The following is a 14,513-nucleotide window of genomic DNA, read 5'->3' as shown; positions in this document are numbered from 1 at the left end:
GGGGCGGGCCGTGGCTTGCTGCCCTTGCCCAAGGCGGCGCCAGTTTCACTGGCCGCCCGGAAGCTGCGAGCCCCAATAATGGGGGCATGACCACTTCCTCCGCTCCCTCGCCCCGTCCCCGTGTTGTCATCATCGGCTGCGGCTTCGGCGGCCTTGAAGCCGCCCGTGCGCTGCGTGGTGCCGCACTGGACGTGACGCTCATCGACAAGACCAACCACCACCTCTTTCAGCCCCTGCTCTACCAGGTCGCCACCGCCGGGCTGTCGGCCCCGGCCATCGCGGCGCCCATCCGCCACCTGTTTCGCCAGCAGCCCAACGTCACGACCTTGCTGGGCGAGGTCACGCACATCGATGTGGCGGCACGCACCGTGCACCTGAAGGGCGGACCCCATCCCTCCGCACCACTGCCCTACGACCACCTCATCGTCGCGGCCGGTGCCACGCACAGCTATTTCGGCCAGGACGCCTGGGCCACCCACGCGCCCGGGCTCAAGACGCTGGACGATGCCTTCGAGATCCGCCGCCGCATCCTGCTGGCCTTCGAGGCCGCCGAAAAAGAGACGGACCCTGTGCGCCGCGCCGACTGGCTCAACTTTGTGGTCGTCGGCGCGGGCCCCACGGGCGTGGAGATGGCGGGCACCCTGGCCGAGATCGCACGCCACACGCTGCCGGGCGAGTTCCGGCACATCGACCCGGCCAGCGCAAAAATCATCCTGCTCGAAGGCGGCGCCCGTGTGCTCCAGTCCATGCCGGAGACGCTGAGCCAGCGCGCCAGGGAGCAGCTGGAAAAGCTGGGGGTGGAAGTGCGCCTCAACGCCCGCGTTACCGCCATTGACGCCGAGGGACTGATGGTCGAATCGCCATCCAGCGCTGATTCATCAGGCGCAAATAGCTATCAAATAAAGAGCAAATGCATTGTCTGGGCTGCGGGCGTGGCCGCTTCTGCGCTGGGCCGCCAGCTGGCCGAGGCCACCGGTTGCACCACCGACCGCGCTGGCCGCGTGGTCGTGGCGCCCGACCTCACGCTGCCCGGCCACCCCGAGATCAGCGTGATCGGCGACCTGGCTGCGGCCAAGAGCCACGCGCCCGGCCACGAGCCCGCCCCCGTTCCCGGCGTCTCCCCCGGCGCCAAGCAGATGGGCCGGGCCGCCGCCGCCAACATCCTGCGCCGGCTCAGCGGCCAGCCCGCGCAGCCGTTCCGCTACAGCGACTACGGCAACCTGGCCACCATCGGCCGCAACTCCGCCGTGGTGGACCTCACCTCGCCCGCCGGGCCGGTGCGGTTCTCAGGCTACTTCGCGTGGCTGTTCTGGCTCTTCGCGCACGTCTACTTCCTGATCGGCTTTCGCAACCGCCTGGTGGTGCTGCTGGACTGGGCCTGGGCGTACTGGAGCTTTGCGCGCTATGCGCGGGTGGTGACGGGAATCGAGGGGCAGCCTTCGGTGGCCGCTGCGCCTGTGTCGAAGCCCCCCCAAAAACCCCAGCCGTAGGCCGCAGCACCACAGCGGGAGTGCGCCGTCCCGCCCCGCCTGCGTACCGACGTTCCAAGGACCTGATTCAGCCGCGCGCCCCGGCGGCGCCCTGCGGGCCCCGGATGTGCGCGATCAGTTCCGCCAGCTTGAGCTTGCTGGCCATCTTGTGCCGCAAGGTCTTGAGCTCTGCCATCACGGTCTGCAACTCACCGGGTGTGGGCTGCAGGGGCCGCAGGCACTGGGCGAGCACCGGCACTACCTCGCGCCGCATGAACCGCCCGCCCGCCAGCACCATCTGCACGATCACGAGCAGCACGCCCAGGGCCATGAACACCAGCACCGCCAGGTCGGACGAGTCGGGAAACAGCTTGTGCACGATGGCGGGCCCTGCAATCATCAGGCCCAGCGCGACGAGGGCGGAGATGCCGACCTCCTTGTCGAAATGGGTGGATGCAAAACGCTTTTCGACCTTGGGCGACAGCAGCAGAAATGGGCTGCGGATTAGCGCCTTGCGGTCATCGGCGTGCAGGGCGCGCGGGTCTGCGCGCAACTGCCGCTCCAGGTCCAGCCGCTCCTTCCAGGCCTGCTCCAGGTCCGGAAAGGTCTGCCGGGCCAACTCGGGCAAAGGCGCGGGCTTGGGTGCCACTGCAGCGTAATGGGTGGGCTCGGCGCTGAACGAGGTGTCGCACCGCACGCAGGTGCGCTCGTAGCCCACCAGCTCTCCCTGGCTCACCGTGATGTAGTACACGTGCCCCGCAGACCCCAGGCGCCGCAGCACGAACGGGCGCGGCTTGCGGCAGATGGGACAAAAATCGGCCACATGGCCGAGTTTTCGATAGACGAGCTTCTTCCCCCAGACGATGAACATGGCGTCCCTCTCGATGTGTTGTGTGATTTTTGGATGCGGGAAGCGACATGGTACGCACTGCGGCGGCCGTTGGAAATGTGCCCGTGCCCACGCCAGCACACCACCCAGACATGCGCGATGCGCTGGACTTCGGTCCAGCGATTGGGGAGACTCCCCCCAAGGAAACACCCGCTCCATGGCCTGCGCCCCGCCGCGCTCCTTGGGGCAAGTCTGTGCAGCGTCTTGCGGCTCAGCCCGGCGGGCTGCCCCGCCGCGTCATTGGCGGACGTCGCCCACCTGTTCCACCCACGCGGCCAGTTCCTGCGCCACCTGGGTGGATGCCTCGGCCAGTGCGGCCACGCCGCCCGCTGCGTCGGCACTGCGCGCGGGGGTGCGCGCGATGAACACGCGCTGGCCGCGCAGCACTTCACCAGACAGCGTCAGGTCCACCACCGTGGCGCGCAGGCGCACCACGCCCGCACTCTCGGTCGGCTGGACGAAGATGTGGCTGAACTCTTCCAGCTCCACGCGCAACACCGAAGGCAGCCGGTTGCCCTGGGCCGTATCGCGTGCCTGGGCCGCAGCATCGTCGGCCTTGAGCACCGCACGCCGCTGGCCCAGGTGTTCACGCAGGCGCTGCTGCAGCAACTGCGCAGGCGGCTGGCTCCAGCGGGCCTGGCTGTACGGGCGCAGCTGCTGGGTGTCGGAATAGGCCAGGCGGTAGAGCACGGCATTGCTCCCTTCGGGCAGGCCGGGGGCCTCCACATCGGCCAGCGCCAGGGGTGGCAGGGGCGCGCGGCGGTCGGTGGGCACCGGGGCAAGTGCGCCGGGGCCAAAGTCATACAGTGCGGGGCGCGATGGCGGGCTGGGCAGCGCCGAGCAGCCTGCGATGCCGAGCACCACCACAGAAAAAATAGAGGCAAACAGACCTCTAGCGCTTGACTGATATGCGTTAGCAGCTATGTTTTTAATAGTATTGGTCATAAACGCTCCTCACGGTGCGGCAAAGCCCTGTTCACCCGGGCCGGGCGGGATGCGGCCAGACCCATAGATGAACAGCTGCGGGTTGTCGGTGACGCCGCCCGCTGTGCGGCTGAGCTGGCGCGCCGCGCGCGAGGTGTCGTCGGCGGCACGGTTCAGGCGCGGCAGCGTGGTGGTGCTGAACTGGTCGGCCGCGCGGGCGAGGGACTGCGTGCCGATGGTGATCTGGTCGATGGGGCCGCCCTCGGCCCCCAGGCGCTGCGTGGTCTTGCTGACGTCGGCCGCCAGCACCGACACGCTGGCGCCGGCCTGCTGCAGCGACTGCAGGGTCTTGCGGGCATCGCTGGCCAGCGGGGGCAGCGCGGCCAGGGCCGGGTCCAGGCGCTGGGCCACGGTGGCATCGAGCCGCTGGGTCAATGTGTTCACGCTGCCTGCCGCCTGGGCAATGTTGCCCAGGGCCTCCGTCAGCTTCTGCTGGTTGGTGTCGCCCAGCAGCTGGTTGATGCGGCGCGTGGCTTCGTCCACCTGGGCGAGGATGGCGGGTGCCTGCTCGGCGAGCTTGCCAAACGGCGACGGCTTGATGGGCAGGCGCGGCAGGCCGCTGGGGCCCGGAGGCAGCTCGGGGTAGGGCTTGTCTGCGTCGTCCAGCAGGACGTGGGCCAGGCCCGTCACGCCCTGGTAGCCCAGCACGGCGAAGGTGGTGGGGCTGATGGGCGCCTGCTCGTTGACCGCAATGCGGATGAGCACGTTGCCCGTCACCTGCGGGTCGAAGCCGATGCGCGTGACCTTGCCCACGGCCACGCCCTTGTAGCGCACGGCGGCCTGGGGCTGCAGCCCGCTCACGCCGTCCTTGGTGGACAGCTCGTACTGCTCGTAGTTGGCGCTGTCGCGCGTGAGCCAGATGGCCAGGCCCGCCAGCATGGCGGCCACCACCAGCACAAAGATGCCTGCGGCGAGGGCGTGGGATTTGTTTTCCATCAGGTGGGTTCCTTGTCGGGCGTGGGCGCGACGGCGGTCTGTGCCACGGCGTGCTCCACGGATTGCACCGGGGCCATGGCGCGCTGGCCACGTTCACCCAGGAAGAAGTGTTCGATGAACGGGTGCTGGAAATGCGCCACCTCGTGCGGCGGTCCGGTGACGATGACCTTTTTATCGGCCAGCACGGCCACGCGGGTGCTCAGCGCAAACAGCGTATCCAGGTCGTGCGTGACCATGACCACCGTGAGCCCCAGTGCGGCCCGCAGCTCGCGCAGCAAGGCACAGAAGTCGTCGGAGCTGCTCGGGTCGAGCCCGGCCGTGGGTTCGTCGAGCAGCAGCAGCGGCGGGTCCATGATGAGCGCGCGCGCCAGCGCCACGCGCTTGACCATGCCCCCCGACAGGTCCGCCGGCATGCGGCTGGCGTGCTCGGGTTTGAGGCCCACCATCTGCAGCTTGACCAGCGCGGCATCGCGCACCAGATCGTCGGGCAAGGTGCCTTGTTCACGCAACGCAAATGCCACGTTGTCGAGCACGTTGAAGGCCGAGAACAGCGCGCCGTGCTGGAACAACATGCCCACACGGCTGGCCGCGCCTTCGCGCCCCATCTCCGATGCAGGGCGGCCCAGCACCGTGACCTGCCCGCGCGTGGGCCGGGCCAAGCCCAAAATCTGACGCAGCAGCACCGTCTTGCCCGTGCCCGAGCCCCCCACCAGCGACAGCATCTCGCCACGCTGCACGGTGAAGTTCAGGTCCTGGTGCACGGTGAAGGCTTCGTCGCCCTTGCCGAACACCGTCCACAGGCCTTGCACGTCCACGATGGGCGGCTCGCCGGGCGCGACGGCGATGTGTTCGGGCTTGGCGATGCGCTCAGTCATATGCCGATGTTTTTGAAAGCCACCGCAAACAAAGCGTCCACGATGATGACCATGGTGATCGACGTGACCACCGAGGCCGTGGTGCCTTCGCCCAGGCTCTGGGTGTTGGGCTTCACGCGCAGGCCCCAGTGGCAGCCGATGAGCGCGATGAACGCTCCAAACACCACCGACTTGGCCATGGCCAGGCCCAGGTTGCCGATCTTGACGGCGGCGGGCAGGGCCTGCACGAAGTAGCCCGGCGAGATGTCCATGGCCACGTCGGCCGCCAGCATGCCGCCCGCCAGCGCGGCCAGCGTGGTCCACACGCTGATGAGCGGCATCGCCAGCGCCAGCGCAATGGTGCGTGGCATCACCAGCCGAAAGCCGTGGGGAATGCCCATCACGCGCATGGCATCGAGCTCTTCGGTCACGCGCATCACGCCGATCTGCGCGGTGATCGACGAGCCCGAGCGCCCTGCCACCAGGATGGCGGCCAGCATCGGCCCCAGCTCGCGGATGAGCGAGATGCCCAGAATGTTGACGATGAACGACTCAGCACCAAACTGCCGCAGCTGCAGACTCATCAGGTAGGCCAGCACCACGCCGATGAGAAAGCCTACCAGCGCCGTGATGGGCAGGGCCGTGGCCCCCATGCGGTACAGGTGGCCAGAGACGTCGCGCCACGGACCCCGGCGCGGGGCACGCGCCAGGCGACCCAGGTCCAGTACCAGCCGGCCGACCATTTCGAGCATGTGGCGGGCATGGTCCACGCCGTGCAGCACCAGCACCCCGAGGTGGTCCACCTGCTCGCCCAGCCGCCAGGGCTCGGTCGGCGGCGCGGTGCAGGTGAACTGCGCCACGCGCGCAAGCATGTCGCGCTGTGCGTCGGTGCAGGCCAGGCGCTCGGGCCAGGCATGCTGCCAGTGGTTCCACAGCAACTGGGCGCCCACGTGGTCCAGCCACTGCAGCTGCGTCAGGTCCCAGCCCAGCGTGGGTGCGGCCGGGTGGCTGCGCAGTTGGCCCGACACGGCCTCCCACTGCGCCCCGGTTCCCAGCTCGGCCGCGCCCCAGCGCCCATGCAGCTGCGCACAAGGCCCCTGGGGCGTATCGGCGCTAACAATGCGAGGAGCGGGGTCGGTCATGAACTGGGCAGCGCGGGCCGCCAAGAATGAAAGGGAGGGTGCATGGTAGCGGAGCCAGCGGCAGGCGGCGCGTAGGATTTATGCCCGCACAGGCCGTGCGCCAAGCACAGGTGGGCCAAGAATGCGTGAAATTAATATCAAACAGGCCGCCAGCGCTTTATCAATAAGCGCTGATAGCTATACATTTAATAGCAATAGGCACTGACCCTCTCGACACACCCGGCGCCGTCCGCACAATGGCCCTCCGTCTCCTTCCACACATTGCCACCGCCCCCTGCCCATGAGCGACCACACCACGTTTGACACCATCATCATTGGCGGCGGCACGGCCGGCGCCCTGCTCGCCAACCGCCTGAGCGCCGACGGCCGCTACCGGGTGCTGTTGATCGAAGCCGGCCGCAAGGACGACTACCACTGGATCCACATCCCCGTGGGCTATCTGTACTGCATCGGCAACCCGCGCACCGACTGGCTCTACAACACCGAACCCGACGCGGGCCTGAACGGCCGCACGCTGCGCTACCCGCGCGGCAAGACGCTGGGCGGCTGCAGCAGCATCAACGGCATGATCTACATGCGCGGCCAGGCCCGCGACTACGACCAGTGGGCCGAGCTGACCGGCGACGCCAGCTGGCGCTGGGACAACGCCCTGCCCTACTTCCGCCGCCACGAGGACCACTGGCGCCTGGACCAGCCCGGCGGCGTGAATGAAAATTTCAAACGCCTGCACGGCAACAAGGTCACCGGCAGCACCGGCGAGTGGCGGGTCGAAAAGCAGCGCCTGCGCTGGGATGTGCTCGACGCGTTTTCCCAGGCAGCGCAGCAGGCCGGCATCCCCGCCACCGACGACTTCAACGGCGGCAGCAACGAAGGCGTGGGCTACTTCGAGGTCAACCAGAAAAGCGGCTGGCGCTGGAACACGGCCAAGGCCTTTTTGCGGCCCACGTGCTACGGCCGCCCCAACTTCGAGATGTGGACCAGCGCGCAGGCCGCCAAGCTCGTCATCGAGACGCAGCCCGACGGCAGCAAGCGCTGCACCGGCGTGTTGGTGTGGGACGGCCAGGAGATGGTCACGGCGCATGCCTCAGGCGAGGTCATCCTGAGCGCGGGCGCGGTCAACTCACCGCAGCTGCTGCAGCTGTCGGGCATCGGCCCCGCCGCGCTGCTGCGCCAGCACGGCATCGACGTGGTGCACGACCTGCCCGGCGTGGGCGCCAACCTGCAAGACCATCTGCAGATCCGCGCGGTGTTCAAGGTCAACGGCGTGGCCACGCTCAACACCATGGCCAGCTCGCTCTGGGGCAAGGCCAAGATCGGGCTCGAATACGCGACCAAACGCAGTGGCCCCATGAGCATGGCGCCCTCGCAGCTGGGAGCCTTCACGCGCAGCAGCGCGGACCAGCCCTACCCGAACATCGAGTACCACGTGCAGCCGCTGTCGCTTGACGCGTTTGGCGAGCCGCTGCACAGCTTTCCGGCCTTCACGGCCAGCGTGTGCAACCTCAACCCCACAAGCCGGGGCACGGTGAACATCAAGAACGCCGACTTCAAGGCCGCCCCCGCCATTGCGCCCAACTACCTGAGCACCGCCGAAGACCGCCAGGTGGCCGCCGACAGCCTGCGTGTCACGCGCCGCATCGTGGCCCAGCCCGCACTGACCAAGTACCAGCCCGAGGAGTGGAAGCCCGGCGTGCAGTTTGAAAGCGACGAAGACCTGTCGCGCCTGGCCGGTGACATTGCCACCACGATCTTCCACCCCGTGGGCACGACGAAGATGGGGCGGGATGAAGACCCGATGGCGGTGCTGGACTCCCAACTGCGCGTGCGCGGCATTGCGGGCCTGCGGGTGGTGGATGCAGGGGCGATGCCCACCATCACCAGCGGCAACACCAACTCGCCCACCCTGATGCTGGCCGAGAAGGCAGCGGAGTGGATCATCCAGGCGCGGCGCGCGGCATAAGCGTGGGTACCATCGCGCCCATGTACTCCTCCACCTTCATCTTTGCCACCAAACAGTTCGACGACGCCTTCCACCGCCTGGACGAGGCGATTGCCACCGCCGCCCGCTCCATCGACGGCTACCTGGGCGAGGAATCGTGGGAGGACACGGGCAAGGGCCTCGTGTCCAACGTGTATTACTGGCAATCGCTCGAGGCCCTGCAGGCCCTGATGCAACACCCCACCCACCTGAAGGCCAAGGCGGCGCAAGCGCAGTGGCTCAACGGCTACCAGGTCGTCATCTCGCAGGTGATGCGCACCTATGGCGACGACAAGCTGGTCGGGCTGCTGCCCACGGCGGGCCTGTTCGTGCAGGGCGCGGCAGCGCACTGATCCCGCCCAGCCCCGGTCATACCCCGGCCACACGGCCGCAGCGCGGTCAGCGGATTCCCCCCACATACCGAGGCACTTCGGGCGCTGGCTCAGGTGCGGGCGGCGGCGCCATGCGCTGGCGCACGGCCTGCGTGGCCACATCCAGCAAGGGACGGCGCGGCGCAGCGGGTGGGGCGGCATGGATGGCCAGGTCCAGGCGGTCGGCCCACTCGACCAGCTCTGGAACGTTGTCCTCCTGGGCACGCCGGCGTGCGAAACGCACGATCTCCAGCGCATATTCGGCGTTGGCCGCCATCCATTCGGTGTCGGTCACGCGCCCCGTCTTGCGGCGCAGCAGCACATGCAAATGGGCGGCAATGGCGAGCTTGTCGGAATCGGGCATGGTCGGCTCCTTATGGCATTTCAGTCATCCATGGCGCTGCGCACCACCCGCAGCGTATGAAACCGGCGCGGCCCAAGCGCGGGCAGCCGCGCAAGGGCCGCCCCGCCGCGCTGGCTGCGTCCCCCTGCCCGCATTGCGCAGCAATGCGAGAGCGGGGGGAAGGCCCGCAGGGCCTCAGGGGGGTGGACTTCATTAACTCCCCAGGCGCTCACGGTGCTGTGCGATGTCGAGCCCGGTCTGCTCGCTCTGCTCATCCACCCGCAGGCCCACGGCGAAATTGGTGATCCACAACAGCACGGCGGTCGCAACGAGGCTGTAGGCCATCACCGCCCCCACGCCAATGGCCTGGGTGAGCAGGCTGCCAGACACGCCCCCCACGGTGCGGCTGGCCAGCACGCCGGTGAGCAGCGAGCCCACGATGCCGCCGATGCCATGCACCCCAAACACATCGAGCGAATCGTCGGCGCGCAGCAGGCGCTTGAGCCCCGTGGCGCCCCAGTAGCATGCCAGCCCGGCCACCAGGCCAATCGCCACCGCCGAGCGCAGCGTGACAAACCCCGCCGCCGGCGTGATGGCCACCAGCCCCGCCACCAGGCCAGAGCACAGCCCCAGCAGGGACGGCCGCCCGCGCACCACCCATTCGCCCAGCATCCACGACAAGGCCCCGGCCGCTGCGGCCAGGTGCGTCACCGCCATCGCCAGCCCGGCGCGCCCGTCGGCGGCCACAGCAGAGCCCGCGTTGAAGCCGAACCAGCCCACCCACAGCAGGCCCGCACCGGCCATGGTGAGCCCCAGGTTGTAGGGCTCGAACGGCTCACGCCCGTAGCCAGTGCGCCGCCCGAGGAACCACGCACACACCAGCCCGGCCACGCCCGCATTCACGTGCACCACCGAGCCCCCGGCAAAGTCCAGCGCGCCCATCTGGGCCAGCCAGCCCCCTGGCTCCCACACCCAATGCGCCACCGGGGCGTAGACCAGCAGGGTCCACAGGCTGATGAAGATCAGCATGGCGGAAAACCGCATGCGCTCGACAAACGCCCCTACCAGCAGCGCGGCGGTGATGATGGCAAACGTGAGCTGGAACATGGCGTACACCGACTCGGGGATGTGCGGTGCCACATGGCTCACGGCCAGCTTGCCGCCAGCGAGCTGAAAGTCCAGGCCCGCAAAGCCGATGCGCTCCCATCCCCCCAGCCAAGGGCTGCCCGGGGTGAAGGCCAGCGAGTAGCCCGCCCCAAACCACAGCAGGCTGACCAGCGCCGCAATGGCGACCACACTGGCCATGGTGTTGAGCACGTTCTTCTTGCGCACCATGCCCGCGTAGAACAGGGCAATGCCCGGCAGCGTCATCAGCAGGACCAGCGCCGTGGAGGTCATCATCCACGCGGTACCTGCCGCGCTGATGGTGGTCTGCGCCACCAGCCCGGGGCGGGTCAGGGGCGGGGATGGCACTGCCGCCACCGCACCCGCTGCATCGAGCGCCGTCTGGGCCAATGCGCTGGCGCACAGGCCCAGACACAACGACACGACCACAAAGAACCGGTGGTTGACTGCCCGCATGGCGGCTCCCTTTCGCAAATTGTTACAAGCGCAATTGCACGAGCCGTGCCAACCCAAACACCCTGTTTTCGCCCCCCTGCGGCGCGTTCACCGCCCCACAACGGGGGCGGGAAACCCCCAATGCACCAGCGAAGTGCAGTCGTTACAGTTGCGGCACTCGAAAGCGCGCTTCGGTGTGCCAAGCGAGGGGCCCGAGGAGACATCCTTTCTACCAATAATCAAATTTCAAGCACCCAACGAGGTGCGGTTTTTTTTCCAGGCGCTGGCGATCCCAGCGCCTTTTTCTTGCCTGTTCCACGCTGGCCTCCCTTTCGCCAATGCCTTGGGAGGTCCTGAATCCATAGCAGACAAGCTGCGAAAATCCTGCGATGGAATGGATTTTTATTACCCTGGCCTCGCTGCTGGCAGGTTTTGTGGATGCGATCGTGGGTGGGGGCGGGCTGGTGATGGTGCCGGCGCTGTTTGCGGCTTTTCCCGGGGCACCCCCGGCCACGCTACTGGGCACCAACAAGGCCGCCTCGGTGTGGGGCACGGCCATGGCCACCTGGCAGTACAGCCGCCGCGTGCAGGTCCGCTGGTCGGCCATGCTGCCTGCCGCCGCTGCGGGTTTTGCGGGCTCGTTTTCCGGCGCCTGGGCTGTCACGGTGATGTCGGCCGATTTCCTCCGCAAGCTGCTGCCCCTGGTGCTGCTGGGGGTGCTGGTCTACACGCTGGCCAAGAAGGAGTTGGGGCGGCACCACACCCCACGTTTTGCGGGCGGCACCGAAGTGCTCGTGGCCAGCCTGATCGGCGTGCTCATCGGCTTTTATGACGGCTTCTTCGGCCCGGGCACCGGCAGCTTTTTTGTCTTCCTGTTCGTGCGGCTGCTAGGCTATGACTTCCTCAACGCCTCGGCCTCGGCCAAGCTGCTCAACTGCGCCACGAACGTCGCCGCCATTGCGCTGTTTGCCGCCAAGGGCCATGTGTGGTGGCACTTTGCGGTGACATTGGCCATCGCCAATGTGGTGGGCAGCCTGCTGGGCACACACCTGGCGCTCAAGCACGGCACGGGTTTCGTGCGTGGCATCTTCATCGTGGTGGTGAGCACGCTGATCCTCAAGACGGGTTACGACGCGTTCCTGCGCTAGCGGAGGCCCGAAGGGGCTCGTGCCCCCGGATGGCATCATGCTTGCTAAGCTGGGCAGGCCTACCACCAGGGCGCCCCGAGGTCATCGGGGTTGCCCTGCATGGCCCGAATGCGAACGCCCGTCCTATAATTTCTGCGCATTTCCGTTTGATGACGAGGCCCATCGCTGTTGGCGATGCCTGCATTCACCCGCTCCGGCCTGCCTACCCGCATGCCGGATTTTTTGTACCTGAACCACCCCCACAGGAACCCTGCCATGAAGTTTTTCAAGTCTGCCGTTGTCACCGCCGTGGCGCTGTGCGCCGCCCTCGCCGTCCAGGCCCGCACGCTGGATGAAATCAAGAAAGACGGCAAGATCATCGTGGCCACCGAAGGCCAGTTCGCGCCGTTCAACTTCTTTGAAGGCACCAAGCTCACGGGTTTCGAGGTGGAAGTGGCCGAGCTGGTGGTCAAGAAGATGGGCCTGAAGCTCGAATGGAAGACCCTGGGGTTTGACGCGCTGCTGACCGGCCTGGGCCAAAGCCGCTGGGACGCCGTGATCGCATCGCACGGCGTGACCGAAGAGCGCTCCAAGGCTGTCACGTTTGCCAACCCCCACTACTGCTCGGGCGGCATCATCGTGGCGATGGACGCAAAGATCCGCAACGCCCAGGACCTTTCGGGCAAGGTGGTGGCCGTGCAGACCGGCACCAGCTACCTCGAGCAAGTGAAAAAGGTCAGCGGCGTGAAGGAAGTGAAGAACTTTCCGCAGGACACCGACGCCCAGCGCGCCCTGATTTCCAAGCGCGTGGACGCGTGGGTCAGCGACAAGTTCGTGGCCAAGGAAGCCGCCGCCAAGAACGCCAAGGCCGGTTTCAAGCTGGGCGACATGCTGTTCATCGAACGCATCGCCCCCGCAATGGCGAAGGGCAACACCGACCTGGCCGATGCCTGGAACAAGGCGTTTGCCGAAGTGCTGGCCGACGGCAGCTACGCCACGGTTTCCAAGAAGTACTTCAAAGAAGACGTGCGCTGCAACTGAGTTAAAAATACGTGATGGGGTGCGCAGGGCCTGGCCCTTGGCGCACCCTTTGCTGTTTCTAGCGGCGTCACCCTGGTCCTGCCGCTGGCCCGATTCCAACCAAGACCTTCCGGTCGTCTGATCCATGCTTCTCGCTCTTTGGCCACAAAGCTGGTCCCGACATCAGCGCAGCAATGCCACGCTGGTCGCAGCGCTGGTGCTGATGGTGCTGGCCCTCTCGCTGCTCGGCCACGTGTTGTCGTTCTTCCCTGACCCCATCGGCCCCAACGCCCAGGCGTTCTCTGAGGGTGCTCGCACCACGCTGTGGCTCACGCTGGTCAGCGGTACCGTGGGCTTGGCCCTGGGCACGGCGGCGGCGCTCGCCCGCACGGCCCGCTGGACTGCCGTGCGCTGGGTTGCTGGCGTGTACATCTGGGCCATCCGCGGCACGCCACTGCTGGTGCAGATTTTGTTTGTGTACTTTGCCCTTCCGGTGCTGGTGCCGGGGCTGAATTTGCCCGACTTTGCCGCGGCCGTGGTGGCCCTGGGGCTGAACGTGGGCGCCTATAACGCCGAAGCACTGCGCGCAGGCCTGCTGGCCGTGCCCCGCGGGCAGACCGAGGCGGCCAGGGCGCTGGGCCTGGGACGGGTGCATGTGTTTCTGGACGTGGTGTTTCCGCAGGCGTTCAAGATCTCGCTGCCACCGCTGGTGAGCAACTTTGTGGCGCTGCTCAAAGACTCCTCGCTGGCCTATGCGATTGGTGTGGTGGAACTGACCAACGTGGGTAACCGCATCCAGTCGGCCACATTCCAGCCCATTGCCACGCTGACCACGGTGGCCATCACCTACCTGCTGTTGACCACGCTGGTCACGCAAATTTCCAATGCCGTCGAGTACCGCTTTGACGTGGAAGGGCGCAATCTGTGAACCCGAACGTTCAACCCAAGCCCTACATCGTGGCCGAGCGGGTGTGCAAGTCTTTTGGCGCACACCAGGTGCTCAAGGACGTCTCTACCGTGTTCCACACTGGCGAGGTGACGGTGATCATTGGCGCATCGGGCTCGGGCAAGAGCACCCTGCTGCGCGCCATCAACCGACTGGAGCCCCACGACAGCGGGCGCATCACCATCGACGGCGTGGAGGTCTGCGACGACCTCAGCACGCTGCAGCGCCAGCGCTGCGAAGTGGGCATGGTGTTCCAGCAGTTCAACCTGTTCGGCCACATGTGCGTGCTGGACAACGTGACCCTGGCGCCCCGTCGCATTCGCCGCACCCCACGCACCCAGGCCAACGACGAAGCCATGCAACTGCTGCGCCGCGTGGGCATGCAGGACCACGCGCACAAGTACCCCTGGCAACTGTCGGGCGGGCAGCAGCAGCGGGTGGCCATTGCGCGGGCCCTGGCCATGCAGCCCAAGGTGATGTTGTTTGACGAGCCCACCTCTGCGCTGGACCCCGAGATGGTCAAGGAAGTGCTGGACGTGATGCGCGGCCTGGCGCGAGGCGGCATGACCATGATTGTGGTCACCCACGAGATGGGCTTTGCCCGCGAGGTGGCCGACCGGGTGATGTTCTTCGACCAGGGCAGCATTGCGCACGACGCGCCGCCACAGGAGTTCTTCGGCAACCCGGCCAACGACCGCATCCGCGCTTTTCTGGGCCAGGTCAGCCACTGACCCGCGTCCGAGCCGCTCTGCAGCGCAGAGGCCGCCGGGCAACCGGCGGCCCTTTTTCTTAGAACCTGTTCAAAGTCTTTTTGGAGATCGCATTGGAGTGCAATCGGGATGAGTGGATGCTTCGGATGCGCTNGCATGGGCTCGTGCCCATGCAAGCAGCCGG

The 14,513-nt window shown here is 67.1% G+C and carries 14 protein-coding genes; 7 read left to right on the top strand and 7 right to left on the bottom strand.

Annotation, left to right across the window (positions count from 1 at the left end):
- Positions 1-86: 86 nt before the first annotated feature.
- Complete coding sequence (locus ASE52_RS19295; RefSeq protein WP_057228393.1) at positions 87-1,490, top strand: NAD(P)/FAD-dependent oxidoreductase; 1,404 nt, start codon at positions 87-89, stop codon at positions 1,488-1,490.
- A 67-nt stretch (positions 1,491-1,557) separates the two neighbouring features.
- Here the strand turns inward: ASE52_RS19295 and ASE52_RS19290 are convergent, their stop codons facing one another.
- From ASE52_RS19290 to ASE52_RS19270, 5 genes are all read right to left on the bottom strand, one after another.
- Entirely contained in the window at positions 1,558-2,340 is a 783-nt protein-coding gene (locus ASE52_RS19290) for a hypothetical protein (protein WP_057228391.1), read from the bottom strand.
- A 255-nt stretch (positions 2,341-2,595) separates the two neighbouring features.
- Positions 2,596-3,303: an ABC-type transport auxiliary lipoprotein family protein gene (locus ASE52_RS19285; protein WP_029414394.1), complete on the bottom strand. Its 708-nt coding sequence runs from the start codon at positions 3,301-3,303 to the stop codon at positions 2,596-2,598.
- Between the two features lie 9 nt (positions 3,304-3,312).
- Positions 3,313-4,278: an MlaD family protein gene (locus ASE52_RS19280; RefSeq protein WP_010467087.1), complete on the bottom strand. Its 966-nt coding sequence runs from the start codon at positions 4,276-4,278 to the stop codon at positions 3,313-3,315.
- Positions 4,278-5,153: an ATP-binding cassette domain-containing protein gene (locus ASE52_RS19275; RefSeq protein WP_057228389.1), complete on the bottom strand. Its 876-nt coding sequence runs from the start codon at positions 5,151-5,153 to the stop codon at positions 4,278-4,280. Before ASE52_RS19275 ends, ASE52_RS19280 begins: the two co-directional genes overlap by 1 nt.
- Positions 5,150-6,274: an ABC transporter permease gene (locus tag ASE52_RS19270; RefSeq protein WP_057228602.1), complete on the bottom strand. Its 1,125-nt coding sequence runs from the start codon at positions 6,272-6,274 to the stop codon at positions 5,150-5,152. Before ASE52_RS19270 ends, ASE52_RS19275 begins: the two co-directional genes overlap by 4 nt.
- A 280-nt stretch (positions 6,275-6,554) precedes the next feature.
- Between ASE52_RS19270 and ASE52_RS19265 the strand changes: the two genes are divergently transcribed.
- Both ASE52_RS19265 and ASE52_RS19260 read left to right on the top strand, forming a co-directional pair.
- Positions 6,555-8,234, top strand: coding sequence for a GMC family oxidoreductase N-terminal domain-containing protein (locus tag ASE52_RS19265; RefSeq protein ID WP_057228387.1), 1,680 nt, complete (start codon positions 6,555-6,557; stop codon positions 8,232-8,234).
- 20 nt (positions 8,235-8,254) lie between these two features.
- Complete coding sequence (locus ASE52_RS19260; RefSeq protein ID WP_057228599.1) at positions 8,255-8,605, top strand: antibiotic biosynthesis monooxygenase; 351 nt, start codon at positions 8,255-8,257, stop codon at positions 8,603-8,605.
- A 46-nt stretch (positions 8,606-8,651) separates the two neighbouring features.
- On the opposite strand, the gene ASE52_RS19255 is transcribed toward ASE52_RS19260, so the two are convergent.
- Both ASE52_RS19255 and ASE52_RS19250 read right to left on the bottom strand, forming a co-directional pair.
- On the bottom strand, positions 8,652-8,987 hold the full coding sequence (locus ASE52_RS19255) for a hypothetical protein (protein ID WP_057228385.1): 336 nt from the start codon (positions 8,985-8,987) through the stop codon (positions 8,652-8,654).
- Positions 8,988-9,179: 192 nt separating this feature from the next.
- Positions 9,180-10,547, bottom strand: coding sequence for an ammonium transporter (locus ASE52_RS19250; RefSeq protein WP_140426281.1), 1,368 nt, complete (start codon positions 10,545-10,547; stop codon positions 9,180-9,182).
- A 368-nt stretch (positions 10,548-10,915) separates the two neighbouring features.
- Here ASE52_RS19250 and ASE52_RS19245 point away from each other — a divergent pair, with 368 nt between their 5' ends.
- The 4 genes from ASE52_RS19245 (at position 10,916) to ASE52_RS19230 (ending at position 14,350) form a co-directional block, all read left to right on the top strand.
- Positions 10,916-11,674 carry a TSUP family transporter gene (locus ASE52_RS19245; protein ID WP_057228383.1) on the top strand — a complete coding sequence of 253 codons (759 nt, stop codon included), beginning with the start codon at positions 10,916-10,918 and terminating at the stop codon, positions 11,672-11,674.
- A gap of 255 nt (positions 11,675-11,929) precedes the next feature.
- A complete protein-coding gene (locus ASE52_RS19240) occupies positions 11,930-12,694 on the top strand; it encodes an ABC transporter substrate-binding protein (protein ID WP_010467071.1) in 765 nt (254 codons plus the stop codon).
- A 124-nt stretch (positions 12,695-12,818) separates the two neighbouring features.
- Positions 12,819-13,601 carry an amino acid ABC transporter permease gene (locus ASE52_RS19235; protein WP_057228381.1) on the top strand — a complete coding sequence of 261 codons (783 nt, stop codon included), beginning with the start codon at positions 12,819-12,821 and terminating at the stop codon, positions 13,599-13,601.
- Positions 13,598-14,350, top strand: a complete 753-nt coding sequence (locus ASE52_RS19230; RefSeq protein ID WP_057228379.1) for an amino acid ABC transporter ATP-binding protein — start codon at positions 13,598-13,600, stop codon at positions 14,348-14,350. The genes ASE52_RS19235 and ASE52_RS19230 overlap by 4 nt, the downstream gene beginning before the upstream one ends.
- The last annotated feature ends 163 nt before the right edge of the window (positions 14,351-14,513 follow it).

The organism is Acidovorax sp. Root275 (assembly GCF_001428965.1).
GTDB lineage: Bacteria > Pseudomonadota > Gammaproteobacteria > Burkholderiales > Burkholderiaceae_C > Acidovorax > Acidovorax radicis.
The sequence above is the reverse complement of the archived record's forward strand: the minus strand, read 5'-3'. Positions and strand labels throughout refer to the sequence as shown.